This window comes from Streptomyces sp. NPDC045287, from assembly GCF_056432325.1.
Genome location: NZ_JBWKJG010000025.1, coordinates 1 through 23,339, shown reverse-complemented (window position 1 = coordinate 23,339; position 23,339 = coordinate 1). Strand labels below are relative to the sequence as shown.

Genomic DNA, 23,339 nt, shown 5'->3' with positions numbered 1-23,339 from the left:
TCATCGCTGCGGTCGGGGGTACGGCGGAACCGGCGGCGGCGCGCGGGCGGAGAGAGCCCACAGGGAACCCACGGGGGAAGGGGGAGACCGCCGAGCCGGCGGACACCGCCACTCCAGGTACGGGCCCCGAGCCTACGGGGAGAGCTTCGCATTCTGAAATGCAGCGTTGTTGCGCATCGACGGATGATCATTGCGCACTTCGGGCACGGACGGGGAAACATTGCGCGCTGCCGCATGAATCGACACATCGGGGCACACGGACGGCAGGGGGCGCACAGGCGGGCGGAGGGCGCCCGGAGGGGCGTGCGGAGGGGGTGCGGATGAGGCGGACGGGTGACGGGCCGTGGCTGGACCCGGTGCCGTTCCTGCGGGGCACGGCGTGGTGGGACGGCACGCGGCCGGTGCGGACGGACCCCTCGGTGGTGGGCGTCCTGCCGTGGGAGCTCGTCGAGCGGGCCGCGCTGCCGGTCGGCGTACGGCTGGAGTTCACCGCCTCGCCGGGGACGCGGGCGGTGGAGGTCCGCTACCGGGCGCGGACGCCCGGGCGGGACGGCGCGCCGCCCGTGCCGGTGCACTGCTTCGGGCTGTGGCGGGACGGACGGCGCGTCGGCGAGGCGTACGGCGCGCCGTCCGCCGGGGAGGCGACGGCGACCCTGACGCTGCCGCCGGTGACGAGGCGGGGCGCCGTGTTCACCGTGTACCTGCCGGAGGGGGCGGCGCCGGTGGTGCTCGGCCTGCGCGCGGTGGGCGGCGCGGTCGCGGCGGCGCCGCGCCGCCCGCGCTGGGTCGTGTACGGCGACTCGATCACCGAGGGCTGGTGGGCCACGCGGCCCGCGCACGCCTGGCCCGCCGCCGCCGGGCGGGCCCTCGGACTGGACCCGGTGAACCTGGGCTACGCGGGCTCGGCGCGCGGTGAGCTGCCCGTCGCGCGGCAGCTGGCCGCGCTGCCCGCCGCGCTGCTCACGCTCGCCTTCGGCACGAACTGCTGGGGCCCCGTGCCGACCACCGCGCCCTTCCTGTACGAGCTGACCCGCGCCTTCGTCGCCACGGTCCGGGAGGGCCACCCCGACACGCCCCTGCTGGTCGTGTCGCCGCTGCTGCGCCCGGACGCCGAGACGACGGCGAACGCCTCGGGCGCGACGCTGGCGGAGCTGCGCGCGGCGATGGAGGAGGCCGTACGGGAGCTGCGCGCGGCCGGCGACCTACGCCTGGTCCTGCTGCCGGGCCGCCCCCTGCTGCGCCCGGAGCACCTGTGGGACGGCCTGCACCCCGACGACGCGGGCCACGCGCGGCTCGCGGCGGCGGTCGCGGGCGCGGTGCGCGCGCACGGCCTGGCCCCGGTGGGTGGCGCGGGGTCCGTGTACGGCGACCGGGCGACACGGCGGCATGGGGTCTTCACGCGCGGGTAGGGGCGCACCGGAACGTCGCGGCGGGCGTGACACACGGCGGTTCGCGTTCGCGACCCGGCGGACCCTACGATTCCGTCTGCGTTGTCCGAAGGCAAGAGGGCCCGGCCAAGTCCCGTGCGCCACCGGTGCGTTCACGATGCACGGCCGGGGCCCCCTCCGTCGAATGCGAGAGGTACGTGTGAACACCAGCGAATCGAGTGTGCGGGACCGCCTCTGCGAGGCGCTGCGCGACCGCGAGGAGGAGATCGCGGACCGCTGGGTCCGGCTCCAGCTGGAACAGGCCGTGCTCAGCACGGACATGAGCGAGCACGAGGTCCGCGAGGAAGCCGACCTGCTGATCTCCGCGCTGGCCGCCGGGCTCGCCAGCGACGTTCCCGTGGAGCGGCTGGTGACCTCGCGCAACGACCTGCGGCGCACGGTGATAGAGCTCTCGCTGCGCCGCGCCCGCGCGGGGGCGTCGCCGACGGCGACCTCGCTCGCCGTCCTGTCGCTGAAGGAGGCGCTGCTGACGGCGGTCCAGCACACCACCCGCGACTCCGCCGAGCTGTTCTCCGCCGCGATCCTGATCAACCGGCTCCTCGACGCGGCGGGCGTGCTGTCCTTCGAGACGTACGTGGAGGGCCGCGAGGAGGTCATCCAGCGGCAGAGCCGGCAGTTGCTGGAGGTGTCCACGCCGGTGGTGCGGCTGTGGCGGCACGTCCTGGCCGTGCCGCTCATCGGGACGCTGGACACGGCGCGGACGCAGGTGGTCATGGAGAGCCTCCTCCAGGCGATCCAGGACAACGAGGCGCAGGTCGCGATCATCGACATCACCGGCGTCCCGGCCGTCGACACGGCCGTGGCCCAGCACCTGATGCACACGGTCAACGCGGTGCGGCTGATGGGCGCCGACTGCGTCATCAGCGGCATCCGCCCGCCGATCGCGCAGACCATCGCCCAGTTGGGCATCGACCTGTCGACGATCCTGACGCGGGCGACCCTGGCGGACGCCCTGGCCGCCGCCATCCGCCTCACCGACCAGCCCGCCGTCGGCGCCGGCGCGGTCGCCTCCCCCGACCGGCCGGTGACCGAGTGACGCCGCCCCGCCCCACGGGCGTGCCCATCCTGCGGCTGGGCGACGTACTGGTGACCGGCCTGCTGAACGAGCTCGACGACACCTCGGCGCTGGCGTTCACCGCCGAGCTGACCGAGCGCATCGTGGCGGACGGCGCGCGGGGCGTACTCATCGACATCTCCCGGCTGGAGATCATCGACTCCTTCGTCGCGCGGACGCTCACGGAGCTGACCACGATGGCGCGGCTCCTCGGCGCGCGGGTCATCGTCGCGGGGATGCGCCCGGCCGTGGCGATCACGCTGGTCGAACTGGGGCTGCGGCTGACCGGCGTGGAGACGGCGCTCAACGCCGAGCAGGGGCTGACCGCCCTCGGCTGGCAGCGGATGCCGCACCCGCCCGGCCCCCGCGGGGAGGGCCGGCCATGACGCCGGGCGACGCCCTGACCGCGGGCGGCCAGGTGAGATGGCCGCGCACCCCGGTGCACGACGGCGCGCGGGTGGCCGTGCCGCCCCCGGACCCCGTCCCGAGGCGCGGGGCGGCGGGGGCCGGGCCCGACGTCCCGGACGTCGACGAGAGCCGGTGCTCCCGGTACGAGGTGCGCTCCGAGGAGGACCTGCTGACCGTCCGGCACGCGGTGCGGGCGGCCACCGTCCAGGCCGGGTTCGGGATCGTCGACCAGACCCGCATCGTCACCGCCGCCAGCGAACTGGCCCGCAACGCCTACGTCCACGGCGGCGGCGGAACGCTGGAGGTGCGGCTGCTGACCCCGGGAGGGCGGCGCGGCCTGCGGCTGACGGTCCGCGACGAGGGGCCCGGCATCCCGGACGTGGAGGCCGCGCTCCAGGACGGCTTCACCACCGGCAGCGGTCTCGGCCACGGTCTGGGCGGGGCCCGCAGGCTCATGCACGACTTCCAGATCCGCACCGCCCCCGGCCGGGGCACGACGGTGGTGGTGACGCGGTGGAACGACCGGTGACCGCGGTGACCGCGCGCGTGCGCGTCCACGACGACGGCGCCGTCCTGCTGGCGGCCGGCGCCGCGCGCCGGGCGGCCGTGGAGCAGGGGCTGTCCGGGGCGCTGCCGGAGCGGGCCGCCGAGTGCGCCGGCGAGCTGGCCCGCGGCCTCGCCCTGCACTCCGTGCGGGGCGCGGTGTACATACAGCCGCTGGCGCTGCGCCCGGGGCTGGACATCGTGGCGGTCGGCGCGGCACCCGACCCCGGGGACCCGCCCGGCGCCGGGCCGGACGGCGACGGGCCGGACGGCGACGGGCTGGGGCGGTGGCCGGCCGCCGCGTCGCCCGGCGGGACCGCGCCGGCCGATCCGGGGCCCCTGCCCGGCCTGGGAACCGTACGGCGGCTGGCCGACGACTTCGTGCTGCGCGTCGCGCCGGGGCGCGGGACGGCGGTGTGCGCCCGGCTGCGCGCCCCCGCTGCCGGGCCGCCGGACGGCTCGCGGCAGGCCGCCGCACCGGAGGTCGGGACGCTGCGGCTGCCCGTCGACGGCGAGTCGTCGTGCGGCGACGCCTGGGCCCTGGAGGCGGCACCCGGCGACGGGACGCTGACCGCCATGGTGGCGGACGGCCTGGGCCACGGCCCGGCCGCCGCGGCGGCCGCGGAGCTCGCCGTACGAACGCTCCGCCACTCCCCCGGCCTGCCGCTGCCGCGGCTGATGTGCGCGGTGCACGAGGCGCTGCGGAGCACCCGCGGCGCGGCGGTGGGGCTGCTGCGGCGGACACCGGACGGCGCGGTCGAGCACTGCGCCGTCGGCAACGTACGGGCGTACGTCGTCGGGCACGACGGCGTGCGGCACCGGTTCGGCGCGCAGCCCGGCGTGGTCGGCTGGAACATGCCGGCCCCGGTCGCGCAGCGGCTGCCGGACGCGCGCGGCGGCACGCTGCTGCTGCACAGCGACGGCGTCGACGGAGGCTGGGCGCGCTCGCCCGGGCCGGAGCTCACCCGCCTCCCCGCCCCCCTCCTCCCCGTCGTACTGGCCCACGAGCACCGGGCGGCGCGGGACGACGTCACCGTGCTGGCCGTGGCCCCGGCCCGGAGAACCCCATGAGACCCCAGTCCACCACCCACCACTCACTGGACGAACTGCGCACGACCCTCCGCCGGGTGGCGCACCGGGCCGGTGTCGGCCCGGACCTGCGCTCCCGGCTGGTGCTGTCGGCGAGCCGGCTCGCGGCGGCGGAGCTGGCCGCCGGGCGGGCCGTCTCGCTGGAGGTCGTACCGCCCCCGCGGGACGCCGGGACGGCCCTGACGGTACGCCTGTCGCTGCCGCACTCCCCCTCCCCGCCCGCTCTGGACGCCCTGCCCCTGCCCGCCCTGCCGGCGCCCGCCGGGGCCGCCTGGACGGTCCCCCTGCCGGACCCCGGGGCGGCCGTCCCGGACGGCGGCGGCCCGCCGGACCCGCCGGACCCGGTGGCGCTGCTGGAGGAGGAGGCGGCCTTCCTCACGGAGCGCCTGGACTGCCTGGCCCGCGAGCACCAGCGGCTCAAGGACGAACTGGCCGAGACCAACAGCGGCGTCCTCGCCCTCTACGTACAGCTGGAGGAGCGCGACGAGCAGCTGCGGAAGGCGCACGGCCGGATGCTGCGCCAGTTGGAGGACGCGCTGCGCCCGCCGCCGGTCGAGGTGCGCGGGCTGGAGATGGCCGTGCGGTACGAGCCGGCCGAGAAGCACGCGCCGACCGGCGGCGACCTGTACGACTGGTTCGCGCTGCCCGACGGCACGGTGCACATCACCATCGTGGACGCGCTCGGCCACGGGCTGACCAGCACCCGCAGCGCCCTCAACGTCACCCACGCCGTCCGCACCCTGGCGCTGGAGGGCCACGAGCTGGGGACGCTGGTCGCCCGGGCCGCCGACGCGCTGGCCGCCTTCGACCAGGAGCTGATGGCGACGGTGCAGGTGGTGCGGATCGACCCGCGGACCGGAGAGCTGTGCCTGGCGAACGGCAGCCACCCGCCGGCCCTGCTCGTGCGCCGGGACGGCGCCACCCGGTTCCTGGAGGCCCCCGGGCGGGGCGTCGGCTTCCCCCTGCCGGGCAGCGAGGTGCTGCTCCGGGACCGGCTGGACCCCGGCGACCTCCTGGTCCTGTACACGGACGGGCTGACCGAGAGCCGCCGCGACCCGCGCGAGGGCGAGCAGCGCCTCGCCCTGGCGGCCCGCCGCCACCGGCACCTCCCCATGGAGGAGGTGCCGGGCGCCCTCGCGGAGGAGATGCACACCGTGATCCTCCACCCGGACGACACGGTGGCCCTGACGGTCCGGCGCACGGAGGAGGGGTACTGAAGTCGGCGGTGAGCGGGTACGCGAAGCGGGGAAGGAGGCGCTCGTGCTTGTTCTGGACTCACGTACCGTCGACAGCGCCGAGGTCAGGGAGACCGTCACCGGCTTCGTCACCGACCGCTGCCCCTGGGCGGATCTGACCGCCGTGCGCCTGGTGGTCACCGAGCTCTTGGCGAACGCGCTGCACCACACCGACGGGGAGTGGTGCCTGCGCCTGCACGCCCAGGAGCAGCGGCTCACCCTGGAAGTGGAGGACACGAGTCCCGCCCTGCCCTCCGCGCGGCAGCCCGACTTCGGCGGCGGCGGGGGCTTCGGCTGGCGGCTGGTGGAGCAGCTCGCCGACCGGGTCGACGTGCGCCCGGGGCCGGCGGGAAAGACCGTGCGCGCCGAGTGGTGGGCCCCGGCGGACCGCCGGCCGGAGGTGGGCCCCGGGAAGCGGGGGAGCCACCGGCCGACGCGTCCCGACGCCCCGGAGTCCAGGTCGCGCCTCGTCGACCACGCCGGGTCCGCGGCGTCCTGACCCGGCGCCCCGGCCGGCCCGGCACGGCCCCCGGAGCCCTGCGCCGGCCCGTTCCTCAGCCCTCGCTCAGCAGGCCCTCGCGCATCCGCGCCGTCATCCGCGCCAGCAGCCGGGACACGTGCATCTGCGACACGCCCAGCCGCTCGCCGATCTCCGCCTGGGTCATCTCCTCGGCGAACCGCATCCGCAGGATCGCCCGGTCGCGGTCGTCGAGCTGCTCCACGATCGGCTTGAGCGCCTGGACGTTCTCCGTCAACTGGATGTCGCGGTCCTCCTCGCCGATGAGGTCCGCCAGGGTGGCCGACGCCGGCTCCCCCGACTCGTCGAGCGGCATGTCCAGCGAGGCGGCCGTGTACCCGTTGGCCGCCACCAGTCCCTCGATCACCTCGTCCTCCCCGATGCCGAGGCGGGCGGCGAGCTCCGCCGCGGTCGGGGACCGGTCCAGCTCCTGGAAGAGTTCGTCGGTCGCCCGGGCGATGTCGATGCGCAGCTCCTGGAGGCGCCGGGGCACGTGCACCGACCAGCTCGTGTCCCGGAAGAAACGCTTGATCTCGCCGATCACGCACGGCATGGCGAAGGTCGCGAACTCGACCTGCCGGCTCAGCTCGAACCGGTCGATGGCCTTGATCAGACCGATCGTGCCGACCTGGACGATGTCCTCCATCTGGTCGGCGCGGCTGCGGAACCGGGCTGCCGCGTACTTGACCAGGGACAGGTTCAGTTCGATCAGCGTGTTGCGGACGTACTGGTACTCCTCGGTCCCCTCCTCGAGGACCGCGAGCCGCGCGAAGAACTGCTTCGAGAGCTCCTTGGCGTCCTGAGGTGCGACCTCGGTGGGCTCTGGGACCCGCGGCAGGGTCGTCGCGGGTGCCGCCGCCGTCGGGGTCGTGGTCGCCGTGGACACGTTGCCCTCCCTTCGTCTCGACATTGCCGGAGGCGCGTCTACCCCGTAACGCGCCGGGCACTCCTCCCGGATTCCGTTTTCCGCCGGACGGCTCCGCGCCGCCCGTAGGGGCGGACGAAGACGGGCCGCCCCCGTCCGCGTACGGGACGGGGGCGGCCTCGGCGCATCAGCTCCAGCTGGCGTGGAGCGGCTTGCCCTCGGCGTAGCCGGCGGCGCTCTGCACGCCGACGACGGCCTTCTCGGCGAACTCCTCCAGCGAGGCGGCGCCCGCGTAGGTGCAGGAGGAACGGACACCGGCGATGATCGAGTCGATCAGGTCCTCGACGCCGGGGCGGGCCGGGTCGAGGTACATCCGCGAGGTGGAGATGCCCTCCTCGAACAGCGCCTTGCGGGCCCGGTCGTACGCGGACTCCTCGCTGGTGCGGTTGCGCACGGCGCGCGCGGAGGCCATGCCGAAGGACTCCTTGTACAGGCGGCCGTCCGCGTCCTGCTGGAGGTCGCCGGGCGACTCGTACGTACCGGCGAACCAGGAGCCGATCATGACGTTGGACGCGCCGGCGGCGAGCGCCATGGCCACGTCGCGGGGGTGCCGGACGCCGCCGTCCGCCCAGACGTGCTTGCCGTACTTCTTCGCCTCGGCGGCGCACTCCAGGACGGCCGAGAACTGCGGGCGACCCACGCCGGTCATCATGCGCGTGGTGCACATGGCGCCGGGGCCCACGCCGACCTTGATGATGTCCGCGCCGGCCTCGATGAGGTCGCGGACGCCCTCGGCGGCGACGATGTTGCCGGCGACGATCGGGACGTGCGGGTCGAGGCCGCGGACCACGCGGATCGCGCTGATCATCGATTCCTGGTGGCCGTGGGCCGTGTCGATGACGAGCGTGTCGACGCCCGCGTCGAGGAGCTGCTTGGCCTTGCCGGCCACGTCGCCGTTGATGCCGACGGCGGCGGCGATGCGCAGCCGGCCGCGGTCGTCGACGGCGGGGGTGTACAGCGTGGCGCGCAGGGCGCCCTTGCGGGTGAGGATGCCGGCGAGCCGCCCGTCGCCGTCGACCGCCGGGGCGTAGCGCCGGTTGTGGTGGTCGAGGGTGTTGAACGCCTCGATCGGGTCGATGTCCGCGTCGAGGAGGAGCAGGTCCTTCGACATGACCTCGGAGAGCTGGGTGAAGCGGTCGACGCCGGTCAGGTCCCGGTCGGTGACGACGCCGACGGGCTTGTGGTCGGCGTCGACGACGACGCCGGCGTTGTGCGCCCGCTTGGTCAGCAGCGACAGCGCGTCGGCGACGGTCTGGGCCGGGTCGAGGACGATCGGCGTGTCGAGGACGTGGTGGCGGCTCTTGACCCAGGAGACGACGTCGGCGACGACGTCGATCGGGATGTCCTGGGGGATGACCACCAGGCCGCCGCGGCGGGCGACGGTCTCGGCCATCCGACGGCCGGCGATGGCGGTCATGTTGGCCACGACCAGCGGGATGGTGGTCCCGGTGCCGTCGGGGGTGGTGAGGTCGACGCCCTGGCGGGAGCCCACGGCCGAGCGGCTAGGCACCATGAACACATCGTCGTACGTGAGGTCGTACGGCGGCTTCAGGTCATTGAGGAAACGCACGTGCTGAACATCCCAGTCGTTCGGAGTTGGCCCCCGGGCATCTCAGCCGGGGGGAAAACGCACGTACTTCATTCTCCCATGCCGACACGCGTTCGACCCCCAGGAGAAACCTCCAGGTCACGCGGGGTGACCTGGGAGGTTCCTCCAAAGAGGGCCGGGCGGGCGGTTCAGTTGTCCGGGTCGAAGCGCTCCAGGGCGGGCCGCGGGCCCGGCTCGGACTCGGTCAGCAGGTAGTCGGCGGCGGACGTGTCCGTGACGAGGCTGGTGACCAGACCGGAGCGGAGCACGGCGCCGATGGCCGCGGCCTTGCGGGAGCCGCCCGCGATGGCGACGACCTCCGGGATGCGGCGCAGCCGGTCGGCCTCGACGGTGATGCACCGCTCGCCCAGGTCGCGTCCGACGCGGCGGCCGGAGGCGTCGAAGAGGTGGGCGGACATCTCGGCGGCGACGCCGAGGGAGGCGTAGTGGGCGCGCTCCTCGTCGCTGAGCATGTCGTGGACGGTGGAGATGCCCGGCTCCCACGAGCCGATGGACACCGCGGCGACGGTGACCTTGTCGAAGTACTCGAAGGCGCGGGCGATGCCGGTCTGGTTGCGCAGCGCGGCGGCGGTGGCCGGGTCGGGCAGCAGCATCGGCGCGTAGATCGGGTGCGCCTCGCCGCCGGAGACCTGGGCGGCGCGGCGGACGGCCTCGACCGAACCGCGCTCGGCGGTGCCCGCGTCGTACACGCCGGTCAGCTGGACGACCGTGCACGGCGGGAGCCGGTCGAGGGCGGCGGCCATGTGGATGGTGGACCGGCCCCAGGCCAGGCCGAGGACGTCGCCCTCGGTCACCAGCTCGCCGAGCAGGTCGGCCGCGACCTCGCCCAGGTTCTCCGGGTCGGGCGACTCGTCCTCGCCCTCGGCGGGGGATTCGACGACGACGGCGTGGCGCAGGCCGTAGCGGGCCCGGAGCGCGTCGGACCGCTCCGCGTCCAGCTCCGCCGGCACGCGGATCTCGATCCGCACGAGGTCCCGCTCCAGGGCCGTCTCCAGGACGCGGGCGACCTTGAAGCGGCTGACGCCGAACTCCTCGGCAATCTGGATCTTGGACTTGCCCTCCAGGTAGAAGCGACGGGCCATGGCCGCCGCCTGCACCAGCTCCGCGGGTCCCATCCGCAGGGCTGGACGTCCCGCCGACATTGCAGACACCGCGTTCTCCTCACTGCTGTTCACTCCGGATCGCCATCCTTGCAGATCCGGCGACCCTTGATCAGTCCTGTTGGTTTGCGTTCATCTCCCGGTGACCCACCGGTGGCTCAGTGTCCGCACGCCCACGCGGCGGAGGCCGTCGCCCGGTCGGCCCGGTCGCGCAGCGCCCGCACGGCCCCGGCCGGGTCGTCGGCCCCGTACACGGCGGAACCGGCGACGAAGACGTCCGCGCCGGCCTCGGCGCAGCGCTCGATCGTGGACGCCGAGACGCCGCCGTCGACCTGGAGCCACAGCTCCAGGCCGTGCTTGGAGATCAGCTCACGGGTGCGGCGGATCTTCGGCAGCATGATGTCGAGGAAGGCCTGCCCGCCGAACCCCGGCTCGACGGTCATGATCAGCAGCATGTCCAGCTCGGGCAGCAGGTCCTCGAACGGCTCGATGGGCGTGGCGGGCTTGAGCGCCATGGAGGCGCGCGCGCCCTTGGCCCGGATCTCCCGCGCCAGCCGTACGGGCGCGGCGGCGGCCTCCACGTGGAACGTGACGGACCCGGCGCCGGCCTCCACGTACTGCGGAGCCCAGCGGTCGGGGTCCTCGATCATGAGGTGGCAGTCCAGCGGGGTGTCGGTCGCCCGGCTGAGCGACTCGACGACCGGCACGCCCAGGGTGAGGTTGGGCACGAAGTGGTTGTCCATGACGTCGACGTGGAGCCAGTCGGCGCCTTCGACGGCCCTGGCCTCCTCGGCGAGGCGGGCGAAGTCGGCGGACAGGATGCTGGGGTTGATCTGGGCCATGTGCCAAGCCTGCCATGCCGCGTGGCCCTTCCTCGCCCCGATCCCCCGGCCCGGCCGCACCGGCGGCGGAACAGTCCGCCCGAAACCCCGCAAAACCCGGGTGGACCGTCGCCGGCGGGGTCCGGGGCGGCGCGGCGGCCGGCCGGCCCGGGGTCAGGCGGTGCGGCGGAGCAGCGCCAGGTACATGGCGTCGGTGCCGTGCAGGTGCGGCCAGAGCTGCACGTCCGGGCCGTCGCCGAGCGCGGGGACGCCGGGCATCAGGGGACGCGCGTCGATCCACTCGGCGGTCACGTCCTGCGCTCCCCCGCGCCCCTTGAGCACGTCGTCCACGACGGCGCGGGTCTCGGCGAGGTGCGGCGAGCAGGTCGCGTACCCGACGACACCGCCGACCCGTACGGCCTTCAGCGCCTCGGCGAGCAGGGAGCGCTGCAGCGGCGCGAAGCCGTCCAGGTCCTCGGGCCGGCGGCGCCAGCGCGCCTCGGGACGGCGCCGCAGGGCGCCGAGGCCGGAGCAGGGCACGTCGACCAGGACGCGGTCGAAGGAGCCGGGGCGCCACGGCGGGCGGGTGCCGTCGGCGGTGACGACCTCGTACGGACCGGGGTTCCCGGCGAGGGCGCGCTGGACGAGGCGGGCGCGGTGGGGCTGCTTCTCGGCGGCGAGCAGGGCGGCGCCGCGCCGGGCCGCGAGGGCGCCCAGCAGAGCGGCCTTGCCGCCGGGGCCGGCGCAGCCGTCGAGCCACCGCTCGTCGGGGCCGTCGAGGGGCGCGTCGGCCAGGGCGAGGGCGACGAGCTGGCTGCCCTCGTCCTGGACGCCGGCGCGGCCTTCCCGTACGGCGTCGAGGGCGCCCGGCTCGCCGCCCTCCGCGAGCCGCACCGCATACGGCGACCAGCGCCCGGGCTCCCCCGCGCCCTCCCCCAGCGCGTCCAGCAGCTCGGCCCGCGTGGCGCGGCCGGGGCGGGCCACGAGGGTCACCTCGGGGCGCTCGTTGTCGGCCTCCAGCAGGTCCTCGATGCCGGCGCGGCCACCGCCGAGGGCGTCCCACAGGGCGGAGACGATCCAGCGGGGGTGGGAGTGCACCACGGCCAGGTGGTCCTCGGGGTCCTCCTCGTAGGGCGGCGCGACCTCCGCCAGCCAGCCGTCCAGGTCGTGCCGGGCGACGCGGCGCAGGACGGCGTTGACGAACTTGGCCCGCCCGTCGCCCAGCACGACGCGCGCGAGCTCGACGCTCGCGGACACGGCGGCGTGCGTCGGGATGCGCGTGCCGAGCAGTTGGTGCGCGCCGAGCGCCAGCACGTCCAGCACCGGCGGGTCGACCTCGCGCAGCGGCCGGTCGACGCAGGCGGCGACGATCGCGTCGTACGTGCCCTGCCGGCGCAGCGTGCCGTACACCAGCTCCGTGGCGAGCGCGGCGTCCCGCGCGTCGAAGCCGTCCTCCTCGCGGGCCTTCCTCAGCAGCGGCGGCAGCACGAGGTTCGCGTACGCGTCCCGCTCGTCCACGGCGCGCAGCGCCTCGAAGGCCAGGACGCGCACCGGGTCCTTCCGGGGACGCCGGTACGGCTTGGAGGGACGGCGACGGCCTTGCTCGCTCAAAAGGTGCTCCGCTTCCAGTGGGGTCGAACCCTTCCAGCGTAGTCCCCGCCCGGGCGGGCCCTTCCCGGAGGCGTCAGGCGCCGAGGCGCTCGCCCGCCGCGATGCGGACGCCGCGGGCCCAGTCCGCCGCGCGCATCGGCTTCTTGCCCTGGGCCTGGACCCAGAGCAGCTCCACCGCGTGGGAGCCGGTGCCGACGTACACGTTGTTCTTGCCGGCCGACAGCTCGCCCGGCGCCAGGTCCGCGCGGTCCGGGGCCGGCACCGCCTGGACGAGCTTCAGCCGCTCGCCGCGGAAGACGGTCCACGCCCCGGGGGCGGGCGTGCAGCCCCGCACCACCCGGTCGACGCGGAGCGCCGGCGCCGTCCAGTCGACGCGGGCGTCCTCGACGGTGATCTTCGGGGCGAGGGTGACGCCCTCCGCGGGCTGCGGCACCGCCTTGAGCGTGCCGTCCTCGATGCCGTCCATCGTCGCCGCGAGCAGCCCGGCGCCCGCGAAGGCGAGCCGGGTGAGCAGGTCGCCGCTCGTGTCCGTGGGGCGGATCTCCTCGGTGACGACGCCGTAGACGGGACCCGAGTCGAGCCCCTCCTCGATCTGGAAGGTCGACGCCCCGGTGACCTCGTCCCCGGCCATCAGCGCGTGCTGGACGGGCGCGGCGCCGCGCCACGCGGGCAGCAGGGAGAAGTGCAGGTTCACCCAGCCGTGGACCGGGACGTCCAGCGCCACCCTCGGCAGGAGCGCCCCGTACGCGACGACGGGGCAGCAGTCCGGCGCGATCTCGCGGAGCCGGGCGAGGAACTCCTCGTCGCGCGGCTTCGCGGGCTTGAGGACCTCGATGCCCGCCTCGGCGGCCCGCTCCGCGACCGGGCTCGCGACCAGGCGCCGGCCCCGCCCGGCCGGGGCGTCGGGCCGGGTGACGACGGCGGCCACCTCGTGCCGACCGGAGGCGAGCAGGGCGTCCAGGGCGGGGACGGCGACCTCGGGGGTGCCTGCGAAGACGAGCTTCACTCCGTGTTACCTCGCTTGTTCGTCGGATGCGCCGGAGTCGCGGCGGGAGGGGCCCTGCCGGGTCGGTCCGCGGGGCGGTCGGGCAGCGCACCAGTCTAGGGCCCGGCGTCCCGGGGGGCGTACGCGTGCCCGCGCGCCTTGCGCATATGCGGATACGCCCCTGCCGCGTGACCCGGCGACGGGTGCCGCGTTGTCAAAGGAGATTGACCTCATCGGGCCGCCCTCGGATGCGGCCCGCCCCTTTTCAACGCCGGTTCGAGAGGCTTGTAAATGGCCGACCACGCAACCCACGACGCCCAAGCCCGGGCAAGCCTGCACCTGTTGGTGCGGGACATCGAGCGGGTCCGCCGGCAGGTGGACGCCCTGCGCACGCTCACCGCCCAGCTGGGCAACGTCTACCGCCCGCGTCGCTCCGGCCCGTCGACGGGCTTCGTCGTCTACGGCAGGGCCCCGGCCCCGACCGTCCGGCTCGCGCAGGAGCTGCGGGACAGCGTCGAGACCCTGGTCACCGCGGCCGTCGACTTCGACCGCTCGCTCGGCTTCTCGTGGGACGCGGTCGGCTCGGCGCTGGGCGTCACGAAGCAGGCGGTGCACCGCCGGTACGGGGCGCGCCGCGCGGCGGCCCGGCAGCCGGCCGCGGCCGAGCGCCCGGGGCAGGCGCGCACGGTGCCTGCGGCGCAGGTGCCGGCGCCACAGGTCCCGGCGGCGCGGTCGATGGCGCCGCAGCCGACGGCGCAGGCGCTCAGGGACCAGCCCCACCGGGAGGAGGTCCGCCCGAGCGCCTTCCCCGCCCCGCGCAACGGCTGACCCCCTCCCCGGCGTGCGGGGCGGCTCCGCCTCACCGTCCCGCACACCGCCCGCGCCGCCCTCCCCGCCCGCCGGCGGTGGGTCCGCCCCCACCCGGGGAAACCGGCGCGCCGCCTCCCCTTCCCCCCTCTCGCCCCGCCCGCTCCCCCTCACCGCACGGACCGCCGCCGAGGACCGGGACGCCCGCGGGGCCCCTCAGCCGATGTCCGGCGGGTCCATCCTGACGCGGACCGGCGGCACGCCGCCCCTGGCCAGGCGGGCGGCCTGGGCCTTCTTCAGGGCGGACGCCAGGGCCGCGCCCGTCCCCGGGGGGACCCGTACCAGAGCGCGTTCCCACGGTTCCCCGGCGGGCGGGTCGCCCGGGCGCCGCGGGCCGCCGGGGGCCGCGGGCCGGAGCGGTACCGGCCCCAGGACCTCCGCGTCCGGCGGGAACTCCGCCGCCGCCAGGAACTCGGCCACGGCCTCCGGGCGGCCCGCCACCGAGGCCATCCGGGAGACCGGCGGGAAACCCAGCTCCGCGCGCTCGGCCAGCTCCCGCTGGGCGTGGCCCACCGGGTCCCACCGCACCAGCGCCTGCACGGGCCGCAGCGTCGGCTCGGCGACGACCACCACCGTGCCGCCCTCGTCCTGGCCGCGCACCAGCGACGCGGCGTCGATCCAGCGGCGCAGCGCCTCCTCGCCGGCTCGCAGGTCGGGCCGGGCCAGCAGGGCCCAGCCGTCCAGCAGCAGCGCGGCCGCGTACCCGCCCTCGGCGACCGGTTCGGCGCCCGGTGTGCTCACCACCAGCGCGGGTCTGCCCGGCACGGAGTCCAGGACGTGGTCGCGCCCGGAGGTGCGCACCGGCACGGCGGGGAAGGCCCGCCCCAGCTCCTCCGCGGTGCGCCGGGCGCCCACGACCTGCGCGCGCAGCCGGGTGGAACCGCACTCGGCGCAGTGCCAGTCCGGTTCGCCCCGCCCGCACCAGCCGCACCTCAACTCCCGCTGCTCCGGCGCCTCCAGGGGCCCGGCGCAGTGCCGGCACCGGGCGGGCGTACGGCACCGCTCGCACGCCAGCCGGGGCACGTAGCCGCGCCGGGGCACCTGCACCAGCACCGGGCCGGACCTCAGCCCCTCCCGTACGGCCTGCCACGCGAGGGACGGCAGCCGCGCGGCCCGCGCCGCCTCGTCGCGCGCCAACTCCCCGTCGCCCACGGTCCGTACGAGCGGCGCGGCGGCCCGCACCCGCTCGCGCGGCGCCACCAGGGGCCGTGCCCAGCCGCTCCGGACGAGCTGGGCGGCCTCCACCGTGCAGCTCGTGCCGCCCAGCAGGAAGCCGCATCCGTCGTGCGCGGCACGCAGCAGCAGCACGTCGCGCGCGTGCGGCTGCGGGGCGTGCGGCTCGCTGTGGCTGCCGTCGCCGTCGTCCCAGACGGCGACGAGCCCCAGGTCCCGTACGGGCGCGAACATGGCGGCCCGCGTCCCCACGACCGCGCGCACCGAGCCGCGCCGCACGGCCAGCCACTGCCGGTAGCGCTTCTCGGGCCCGGCCTCGGCGGTCAGCAGCGCGTGGTGCCCCTCCCCGAGGACGGCCGTCAGGGCGGCGTCCACCCGCGCGGCGGCACGCCCGTCGGGGACGACGACGAGGGCGCCGCGCCCGGAGGCGAGCGTCGCGGCCACCGCCCGCGCCAGCTCCTCCGCCCAGTGCGGGCCGGGCAGCGCGGTCCACACGGCGCGCGGCGCGCCCCCGCGCGCGAGGGCGTCCAAGAACGCCTCCCCGTGCGCGTACCGCGCCCACGTGCCGGCCCCGGGCGCGGGCGGCGGGGGCAGCGGCTCGGGCGACGGCCTGCCCTCCACGCGGGCGCTGCGCGGCGGCACGGCCAGTTGCAGGACGTCGGCGAGGCTGCCCGCGTACCGGTCGGCGACCGCCCGCGCCAGCCCCAGCAGCTCGGGGCCGAGGACGGGCTCGGGGGACACGACGTCGGCGAGCGCGGCCAGCGGCCCCGCGTAGTCCGTGTCGGCGCGCCGCTCGACGAGGAACCCGTCGATGAGCCGCCCGCCCTCGCGCCGCCCGTCCCGCACCTGGTGCGCCCCGGCCCCGAACCGCACCCGCACCCGCACTCCGGGCCTGGCCACGGCGTCGAGCTCCTCCGGGACCGCGTAGTCGAAGTACTGGTCGAGGTGGAGCACGCCCTTGTTCACGACGACCCGCGCGACGGGCAGCTCCTTCGCCAGCGCGGCCCCCCGCCACGTCCGCGGCTTGGCCCGCGGCGCCTTCGCCTTCCGCACGGACTCCCGGATGAGCGCGAGCTGCTCCGGCCCCTCGCCCGGCCGCCCTTCCCGTTTCCCGCTCCCGCTGCTCACAGCCCCATGCCTACCAGACCCCACCGACACCGCGCCCCGGCCGCGGGGACGCGGGCGGGGCGCGGAAACGCCGCAGTCCGGCTCCGTACGGGACGGGGCCGGACTGCCGGTGCTCGCCGGGCGGGCGGGTCCTACAGACCCGCGGCCTTGCGGAGGGCGTCGACGCGGTCGGTGCGCTCCCAGGTGAAGTCGGGCAGCTCGCGGCCGAAGTGGCCGTAGGCCGCGGTCTGGGAGTAGATCGGCCGCAGCAGGTCCAGGTCGCGGATGATCGCAGCCGGGCGCAGGTCGAAGACCTCGGCGATGGCGTTCTCGATCCGCTCCACCTCGGCCTTGGCGGTGCCGAAGGTCTCCACGAAGAGGCCGACCGGCTCGGCCTTGCCGATGGCGTAGGCGACCTGGACCTCGCAACGGGAGGCGAGCCCGGCGGCCACGACGTTCTTGGCGACCCAGCGCATCGCGTACGCGGCCGACCGGTCGACCTTGGAGGGGTCCTTGCCGGAGAACGCGCCGCCGCCGTGGCGGGCCATGCCGCCGTACGTGTCGATGATGATCTTCCGACCGGTGAGCCCCGCGTCACCCATCGGACCGCCGATCTCGAACCGGCCCGTGGGGTTGACCAGGAGCCGGTAGCCCTCGGTCTCCAGCTTGATGCCGTCGTCCAGGAGCTGCTTGAGGACGTGCTCGACGACGAACTCGCGGATGTCGGGGGCCAGCAGCGAGTCCAGGTCGATGTCGCTGGCGTGCTGCGAGGAGACGACGACCGTGTCGAGACGGACGGCCTTGTCACCGTCGTACTCGATGGTCACCTGCGTCTTGCCGTCGGGGCGCAGGTAGGGGATCGTGCCGTTCTTGCGGACCTCGGTCAGGCGCCGGGACAGCCGGTGGGCGAGGTGGATCGGCAGCGGCATCAGCTCGGGCGTCTCGTCCGTGGCGTACCCGAACATCAGGCCCTGGTCACCGGCGCCCTGCTGGTCCAGCTCGTCCTCGTCGCCCTCGACGCGCTGCTCGTAGGCGGCGTCCACACCCTGGGCGATGTCCGGGGACTGGGCGCCGATGGACACCGAAACGCCGCAGGACGCCCCGTCGAAGCCCTTCTTCGAGGAGTCGTAACCGATTTCGAGGATCTTCTCGCGCACCAGCGTGGGGATGTCGGCGTACGCCTGGGTGGTCACCTCACCGGCCACGTGCACCAGGCCGGTGGTGATCAGCGTCTCCACGGCGACGCGGGAGGTGGGGTCCTCCCGCAGCAACGCGTCGAGAATCGTGTCGCTGATCTGGTCAGCGATCTTGTCGGGGTGACCTTCGGTCACGGACTCCGAGGTGAAGAGACGACGGGACACAACGCTCCCTGGGTTTGCAGCGGCTGCTGGCTGATCGTGGGTGGACCGGCAGGGGGCTGCGCCCCGCGTCGTTCCGCGAACAGTTTATCGGGCACTCTCGGGCGTGGGGCCAGGCGTCTCGCACAGCGGGAGGCTGATTGGCCACATCGGCCCCACCGCCGACGGCAAGATCACCTTTTTGTACGGGGGGAGTTGCCCGGCTTGCGGGGGTGGGCCGACTGTGAGGGGAATCACGGGATTCACCCTCATGGCAGACGCGGCACCACCAGGTCCCACACGGTGTCCGCGAGGGCCTCCTTCGGGCCGTACGGGACGGGGGTCTCGGTGCCGTCGGAGCCGAGGACGACGGCCTCGTTCTCTTCGGAGCCGAAGGTCTTGCGCTCCCCCACCTCGTTGACGACGAGCAGGTCGCAGCCTTTGCGGCGGAGCTTGTCGCGGCCGTTCGCGAGGACGTCGTCGGTCTCGGCGGCGAAGCCGACGACGACCTGGCCGGGGCGGGCGCGGTCGGCGGAGAGCTCCGCGAGGACGTCCGGGTTGCGGACGAGGACGACGGGCGCGGGCTCCTCCCCCTCCCGCTTCTTGATCTTGCCTTCGGCGTACGCGGCGGGGCGGAAGTCCGCCACGGCCGCGGCCATGACGACGGCGTCGGCGTCGGCGGCGGCCTTCAGGACGGCTTCGCGCAGCTGGACGGCCGTGCCGACGTGGACGACGTCGACCCCGGCCGGGTCGGGCATGCCGGTGTTGGCCTCGACGAGCGTGACGCGGGCGCCGCGCGCGGCGGCGGTGCGGGCGAGGGCGTAGCCCTGCTTGCCGGAGGAGCGGTTCCCCAGGTAGCGGACGGGGTCGAGCGGCTCGCGGGTGCCGCCGGCGCTGACCACGACGTGGCGGCCCGCGAGGTCGGGCGCGGCGGCGCCGCGGGCGAGGACCCGGCGGCAGACCTCGAAGATCTCGGCGGGGTCGGGGAGCCGGCCCTTGCCCGTGTCGACGCCGGTGAGGCGGCCGACGGCGGGCTCGATGACCACGGCGCCGCGGCGGCGCAGCGTGGCGACGTTCTCCTGGGTGGCCGGGTGCTCCCACATCTCGGTGTGCATGGCGGGGGCGAAGACGACCGGGCAGCGGGCGGTGAGCAGCGTGTTGGTGAGGAGGTCGTCGGCGAGGCCGTGGGCGGCCTTGGCGAGCATGTCGGCGGTGCAGGGGGCGACGACGACGAGGTCGGCGGTCTGTCCGATGCGGACGTGCGGGACCTCGTGGACGTCGTCCCAGACCTGGTCGGAGACCGGGTTGCCGGAGAGCGCGGACCAGGTCGCGGCGCCGACGAAGTGGAGGGCCGACGCGGTCGGGACGACCCGTACGTCATGGCCCGACTCGGTCAGCCGACGCAGCAGTTCGCACGCCTTGTAGGCGGCGATGCCGCCGCTGACTCCGAGGACGACCTTGGGCTTGGGCTCGGGCACTGCGCCTCCCGCTCTGAGGGTTGGTACGGCGTCCCGGATTCCGGGACTGCGCGCCTTCCGGGCCGGACGCTCACCGGGCCCCGCGGCTTCCAGGACACACCGCAGGCCCGGCGGACGCCCGCCGGGCCTGGTGATGACGGGGAGCGCTTACTGCGCCGGGCCCTCGACGGCCTCGGAGGTCAGCAGGCCCGCGTTGATCTCCCGCAGGGCGATCGAGAGGGGCTTCTCGTGGACGTGGGTGTCCACCAGCGGACCGACGTACTCGAGCAGGCCCTCACCGAGCTGCGAGTAGTACGCGTTGATCTGCCGCGCGCGCTTGGCCGCGTAGATCACGAGGCTGTACTTCGAGTCCGTGGCCTCGAGCAGCTCGTCGATCGGCGGGTTGATGATGCCCTCGGGCGCGGTGATGGAAGAGGACACGCTCTACCTTCCGAAAAAGTGGACAAAGAGAATCAGACAACGTCCATCAAGGCTAGCAGCTCACGCGCCACGTCCTCGACGGAGGTGTTGACCAGGGTGGCGTCGAACTCGGACTCGGCCGCGAGCTCCACCTTGGCCGCCGCCAGGCGCCGCTCGATGACCTCGGGCGACTCGGTGCCGCGACCGGTGAGGCGGCGGACCAGCTCGTCCCAGCTCGGCGGGGCGAGGAAGACCAGCTGGGCGTCGGGCATGGACTCGCGGACCAGGCGGGCGCCCTGGAGGTCGATCTCCAGGAGGACGGGCTCGCCGGCCTCCAGCCGGTCCTGGACGGCCCGGCGCGGCGTGCCGTAGCGGTTGCCGGCGAACTCGGCCCACTCCAGCAGCTCGCCGTTGGCGATGAGCTTGTCGAACTCGTCGTCCGTGACGAAGTAGTACTGCACGCCGTCCTGCTCGCCGGGGCGCGGCTTGCGGGTCGTGGCCGACACCGAGAGCCAGACCTCCGGGTGGACCTTGCGCATATGGGCGACGACCGTGCTCTTGCCGACCCCGGAGGGGCCGGAGAGCACGGTCAGCCGCGGACGTACGTCCGGGGGCTCGGGGGTCGTCCCCCGGGATGTTGCAGCCATGGGGCGATTATTCCAGCTTCCGGGAGTGCCCTGGACGCCAGGTATCGGCCGTCAGGCCTTGGAGCCGCCGAACTCGCGCTCCAGGGAGGCGATCTGGTTGGAGCCGAGTCCGCGGACGCGGCGGCTCTCGGAGATGCCCAGCCGCTCCATGATCTGCTTGGCGCGGACCTTGCCCACGCCCGGCAGGGACTCCAGGAGGGCGGAGACCTTCATCTTGCCGATGACGTCGTTCTCCTGGCCCTGCTTGATGACCTCGTGGAGCGAGGCGCCGGAGTGCTTGAGTCGATTCTTGACCTCGGCCCGCTCCCGGCGAGCCGCGGCGGCCTTTTCGAGCGCGGCTGCGCGCTGTTCAGGGGTAAGGGGCGGAAGAGCCACGCCTACGTCACCTCGGATGTCGAACTGTCGGATACGGACCGGTGAGGAACCTAGTCGGCCCACACCAAGGGAGCAACGAGCAACGCAGTGACCGCTGCGAACGCTGACTCTCGTCGGAGACTAGCGGCCGAGGCCGCCAGAGTCAGCGAGAACAGCGGAAAAGTCCTGGTCAGCATCGATCCTGCCAGACAAACAAGACATAACGCCCTCGTTTGGGGCCCGATTCCGTCAACAACCGTCACGGGCCGTTCCGCGGACGACACGCCGGAGCGGGGCCGGGCGCCCGCCGGCGGGGCGGGCGCCCGTGAGGTACGTCACAGTCACCGTGGGCTCAGCCGCCGACGGCGGCCCGCACCTCGTCCGCGTACCGCTCCGCCGCGCCCCGCAGGGCCGCCGCGTCCGGGCCGTGCCGCAGGACGCCGCGGCTGACGTTCGGGACGACGTTGCGCACGGCGGCGCCGAAGACCACCGGGAGGTCGGCCGGGGTGGCGCCCTGCGCGCCGATGCCCGGCGCCAGGAGGGGGCCGTTGACGTCGAGGTCGAAGGAGGACAGGTCGCCGAGGGTGGCACCGACCACCGCGCCGAAGGAGCCCATGGGGGTCTCCCCCGCGTTCTCCTCGGCGAGGTGCGCCAGCACGGTCGCCCCGACGGTCCGCCCGTCCGCGCGCACGGCCCGCTGGACCTCGGCGCCCTCCGGGTTGGAGGTCAGGGCGAGGACGAACAGGCCGGCGCCGCTCTCGCGCGCGAGGTCGACGGCCGGCTTCAGCGAGCCGTAGCCCAGGTACGGGGAGACGGTCAGCGCGTCCGAGAACAGGGGCGCGTCCTTCCGCAGGAACGTCTCGGCGTACGCGGCCATGGTGGAGCCGATGTCGCCGCGCTTGGCGTCCATGACGACGAGGGCGCCGGCGTCCCGCAGATCGGCGACGGCCCTTTCCAGGACCGCGACGCCGCGCGAGCCGAACCGCTCGAAGAAGGCGCTCTGCGGCTTGAAGACGGCGACGGTGCCGGCCAGCGCGTCCACGACGGTGCGGGTGAAGGTCTCCAGGCCGCCGACGTCGTCCGCGAGGCCCCAGGCGGAGAGCAGGGAGGCGTGCGGGTCGATGCCGACGCAGAGCGGGCCGCGCGCGTCCATCGCCTCGCGGAGGCGGGCGCCGAAGGGTACGGGGGTCACTGGGCGGCCTTTCGGGTGTCCGCGCCGACGGCGTCGGCGAGGGTGGCGTACGGGGATGCCTTGAGCCGGGCCGCGAGGCCCTTGTGGACGGCGCGGGCGTAGAAGGGGCCCTCGTAGATGAAGGCGCTGTAGCCCTGGACGAGGGTGGCGCCGGCGAGGATGCGCTGCCAGGCGTCCTCGGCGTTCTCGATGCCGCCGACGCCGACGAGGACGAGCCGGTCGCCCACGCGCGCGTAGAGGCGGCGCAGGACCTCCAGGGACCGCTCCTTGAGCGGGGCGCCGGACAGGCCGCCGGTCTCCGCGACGAGCGCCGGGTCGGACACGAGGCCGAGGCCGTCGCGGGCGATGGTCGTGTTGGTGGCGATGATCCCGTCCAGGCCCAGTTCCACGGCGAGGTCGGCGACGGCGTCGACGTCCTCGTCGGCCAGGTCGGGGGCGATCTTCACCAGGAGCGGGACGCGGCGGCCGGCGACCGCGCGGTCGGCGGCCTCCCGGACGGCGGTGAGCAGCGGGCGGAGCGCCTCCGTGGCCTGGAGGTCGCGCAGACCGGGCGTGTTGGGCGAGGAGACGTTGACGACGAGGTAGTCGGCGTGGCGGGCCAGGCGCTCGGTGGACTTCACGTAGTCCGCGACGGCCTCGGCCTCGGGGACGGCCTTGGTCTTGCCGATGTTGACGCCGACGACCGTCTTGAAGACCGGCACGCGTGCGCGCAGCCGGCGCGCGACGGCGGCGGAGCCCTCGTTGTTGAAGCCCATGCGGTTGATCAGGGCGCGGTCCGGCACGAGGCGGAAGAGGCGCTTCTTGGGGTTGCCGGGCTGCGGCTCGCCGGTGACCGTGCCGATCTCGACGTGGTCGAAGCCGAGCATCGCCATGCCGTCGATCGCGACGGCGTTCTTGTCGAAGCCCGCGGCGAGGCCGAAGGGGCCGTGCATGCGCAGGCCGAGGGCCTCGGTGCGCAGCTCCCTGTGGCGGGGTGCCAGGACGGCGGCGGCGAAGGTGCGCAGCACGGGGACGGCGGCCAGGAGCCGGATCCAGCGGACGGCCAGGTGGTGGGCGCGCTCCGGGTCCATCCGCTTGAAGACGAGGCGGAAGAAGAGTTCGTACATCTCGGTGGGTGTCCTCATGAGGAGGGGGACACCGTGGTGACGGTGTCCCCCTCGTGGGCTGCTAGTCGCGGGCCGCGATCAGGCGTTCGGCGTGTTCCTGGAGGGAGCGGACGCCGACCCCTCCGTGGTTGAGGGCGTCGATGCCCTGGACGGCTGCGGCCAGTGCCTGGACCGTGGTCAGGCACGGGACGCCGCGGGCCACGGCGGCGGTACGGATCTCGTAGCCGTCCAGCCGGCCCCCCGTGCCGTAGGGAGTGTTGACGATGAGGTCGACCTCACCGGCATGGATCAACTGGACGATCGTCTTCTCCCCACCGGGCCCCTCGCCCTCGGA

23 protein-coding genes are annotated in these 23,339 nt (G+C 74.9%); 8 read left to right on the top strand and 15 right to left on the bottom strand.

Features of this window, described 5'->3' with window-relative positions; all coding sequences use genetic code 11:
* The first annotated feature begins 320 nt into the window (after positions 1-320).
* From AC07D6_RS30030 to AC07D6_RS30000, 7 genes are all read left to right on the top strand, one after another.
* Positions 321-1,409 (top strand): GDSL-type esterase/lipase family protein, encoded by a 1,089-nt coding sequence (locus AC07D6_RS30030; RefSeq protein WP_479049611.1) that lies wholly within the window; start codon positions 321-323, stop codon positions 1,407-1,409.
* Positions 1,410-1,587: 178 nt separating this feature from the next.
* Positions 1,588-2,484 (top strand): STAS domain-containing protein, encoded by an 897-nt coding sequence (locus AC07D6_RS30025; RefSeq protein ID WP_315880972.1) that lies wholly within the window; start codon positions 1,588-1,590, stop codon positions 2,482-2,484.
* Positions 2,481-2,888, top strand: coding sequence for an STAS domain-containing protein (locus AC07D6_RS30020; RefSeq protein WP_315880971.1), 408 nt, complete (start codon positions 2,481-2,483; stop codon positions 2,886-2,888). The genes AC07D6_RS30025 and AC07D6_RS30020 overlap by 4 nt, the downstream gene beginning before the upstream one ends.
* Positions 2,885-3,439, top strand: a complete 555-nt coding sequence (locus AC07D6_RS30015; RefSeq protein ID WP_315880970.1) for an anti-sigma regulatory factor — start codon at positions 2,885-2,887, stop codon at positions 3,437-3,439. The genes AC07D6_RS30020 and AC07D6_RS30015 overlap by 4 nt, the downstream gene beginning before the upstream one ends.
* Positions 3,436-4,524 carry a SpoIIE family protein phosphatase gene (locus tag AC07D6_RS30010; RefSeq protein WP_479049607.1) on the top strand — a complete coding sequence of 363 codons (1,089 nt, stop codon included), beginning with the start codon at positions 3,436-3,438 and terminating at the stop codon, positions 4,522-4,524. Before AC07D6_RS30015 ends, AC07D6_RS30010 begins: the two co-directional genes overlap by 4 nt.
* Entirely contained in the window at positions 4,521-5,759 is a 1,239-nt protein-coding gene (locus AC07D6_RS30005; RefSeq protein WP_479049605.1) for a PP2C family protein-serine/threonine phosphatase, read from the top strand. The genes AC07D6_RS30010 and AC07D6_RS30005 overlap by 4 nt, the downstream gene beginning before the upstream one ends.
* Before the next feature lie 43 nt (positions 5,760-5,802).
* Positions 5,803-6,276: an ATP-binding protein gene (locus AC07D6_RS30000; protein WP_315880967.1), complete on the top strand. Its 474-nt coding sequence runs from the start codon at positions 5,803-5,805 to the stop codon at positions 6,274-6,276.
* Between the two features lie 55 nt (positions 6,277-6,331).
* On the opposite strand, the gene AC07D6_RS29995 is transcribed toward AC07D6_RS30000, so the two are convergent.
* The 6 genes from AC07D6_RS29995 to fmt all read right to left on the bottom strand — a co-directional run bounded on the left by AC07D6_RS29995 (position 6,332) and on the right by fmt (position 13,366).
* Positions 6,332-7,204, bottom strand: a complete 873-nt coding sequence (locus AC07D6_RS29995; RefSeq protein ID WP_479049602.1) for an RNA polymerase sigma factor SigF — start codon at positions 7,202-7,204, stop codon at positions 6,332-6,334.
* A gap of 142 nt (positions 7,205-7,346) precedes the next feature.
* The gene (locus AC07D6_RS29990; protein WP_315880965.1) at positions 7,347-8,789 is read right to left on the bottom strand and encodes a GuaB1 family IMP dehydrogenase-related protein; all 1,443 of its coding nucleotides are present in this window, start codon (positions 8,787-8,789) and stop codon (positions 7,347-7,349) included.
* 167 nt (positions 8,790-8,956) lie between these two features.
* Positions 8,957-10,003 (bottom strand): sugar-binding transcriptional regulator, encoded by a 1,047-nt coding sequence (locus AC07D6_RS29985; protein WP_315880964.1) that lies wholly within the window; start codon positions 10,001-10,003, stop codon positions 8,957-8,959.
* Positions 10,004-10,086: 83 nt separating this feature from the next.
* Positions 10,087-10,770, bottom strand: a complete 684-nt coding sequence (gene rpe / locus AC07D6_RS29980) for a ribulose-phosphate 3-epimerase (RefSeq protein ID WP_315880963.1) — start codon at positions 10,768-10,770, stop codon at positions 10,087-10,089.
* 153 nt (positions 10,771-10,923) lie between these two features.
* Complete coding sequence (locus tag AC07D6_RS29975; RefSeq protein WP_479049599.1) at positions 10,924-12,360, bottom strand: RsmB/NOP family class I SAM-dependent RNA methyltransferase; 1,437 nt, start codon at positions 12,358-12,360, stop codon at positions 10,924-10,926.
* 73 nt (positions 12,361-12,433) lie between these two features.
* Complete coding sequence (fmt, locus tag AC07D6_RS29970) at positions 12,434-13,366, bottom strand: methionyl-tRNA formyltransferase (protein WP_479049597.1); 933 nt, start codon at positions 13,364-13,366, stop codon at positions 12,434-12,436.
* A gap of 270 nt (positions 13,367-13,636) precedes the next feature.
* Between fmt and AC07D6_RS29965 the strand changes: the two genes are divergently transcribed.
* Positions 13,637-14,173: a hypothetical protein gene (locus AC07D6_RS29965; protein WP_315880960.1), complete on the top strand. Its 537-nt coding sequence runs from the start codon at positions 13,637-13,639 to the stop codon at positions 14,171-14,173.
* A 195-nt stretch (positions 14,174-14,368) separates the two neighbouring features.
* Here AC07D6_RS29965 and AC07D6_RS29960 read toward each other — a convergent pair whose 3' ends face one another.
* From AC07D6_RS29960 to AC07D6_RS29920, 9 genes are all read right to left on the bottom strand, one after another.
* Positions 14,369-16,513 carry a primosomal protein N' gene (locus AC07D6_RS29960; protein ID WP_479049594.1) on the bottom strand — a complete coding sequence of 715 codons (2,145 nt, stop codon included), beginning with the start codon at positions 16,511-16,513 and terminating at the stop codon, positions 14,369-14,371.
* Between the two features lie 131 nt (positions 16,514-16,644).
* Entirely contained in the window at positions 16,645-17,853 is a 1,209-nt protein-coding gene (gene metK, locus AC07D6_RS29955; protein ID WP_479049592.1) for a methionine adenosyltransferase, read from the bottom strand.
* Between the two features lie 245 nt (positions 17,854-18,098).
* The gene (gene coaBC, locus AC07D6_RS29950; RefSeq protein ID WP_479049590.1) at positions 18,099-19,307 is read right to left on the bottom strand and encodes a bifunctional phosphopantothenoylcysteine decarboxylase/phosphopantothenate--cysteine ligase CoaBC; all 1,209 of its coding nucleotides are present in this window, start codon (positions 19,305-19,307) and stop codon (positions 18,099-18,101) included.
* A 147-nt stretch (positions 19,308-19,454) separates the two neighbouring features.
* On the bottom strand, positions 19,455-19,727 hold the full coding sequence (gene rpoZ, locus AC07D6_RS29945) for a DNA-directed RNA polymerase subunit omega (RefSeq protein WP_003982715.1): 273 nt from the start codon (positions 19,725-19,727) through the stop codon (positions 19,455-19,457).
* Positions 19,728-19,759: 32 nt separating this feature from the next.
* Positions 19,760-20,353, bottom strand: a complete 594-nt coding sequence (gmk, locus tag AC07D6_RS29940) for a guanylate kinase (RefSeq protein ID WP_315881718.1) — start codon at positions 20,351-20,353, stop codon at positions 19,760-19,762.
* Positions 20,354-20,404: 51 nt separating this feature from the next.
* The gene (locus AC07D6_RS29935) at positions 20,405-20,728 is read right to left on the bottom strand and encodes an integration host factor (RefSeq protein WP_010470436.1); all 324 of its coding nucleotides are present in this window, start codon (positions 20,726-20,728) and stop codon (positions 20,405-20,407) included.
* A 331-nt stretch (positions 20,729-21,059) separates the two neighbouring features.
* On the bottom strand, positions 21,060-21,899 hold the full coding sequence (gene pyrF, locus AC07D6_RS29930; protein ID WP_479049587.1) for an orotidine-5'-phosphate decarboxylase: 840 nt from the start codon (positions 21,897-21,899) through the stop codon (positions 21,060-21,062).
* Positions 21,896-23,005: a quinone-dependent dihydroorotate dehydrogenase gene (locus tag AC07D6_RS29925; protein WP_315881720.1), complete on the bottom strand. Its 1,110-nt coding sequence runs from the start codon at positions 23,003-23,005 to the stop codon at positions 21,896-21,898. The genes pyrF and AC07D6_RS29925 overlap by 4 nt, the downstream gene beginning before the upstream one ends.
* Before the next feature lie 61 nt (positions 23,006-23,066).
* Positions 23,067-23,339 (bottom strand): hypothetical protein (locus AC07D6_RS29920; RefSeq protein ID WP_479049585.1); only part of this gene is annotated, 273 nt, incomplete at its 5' end.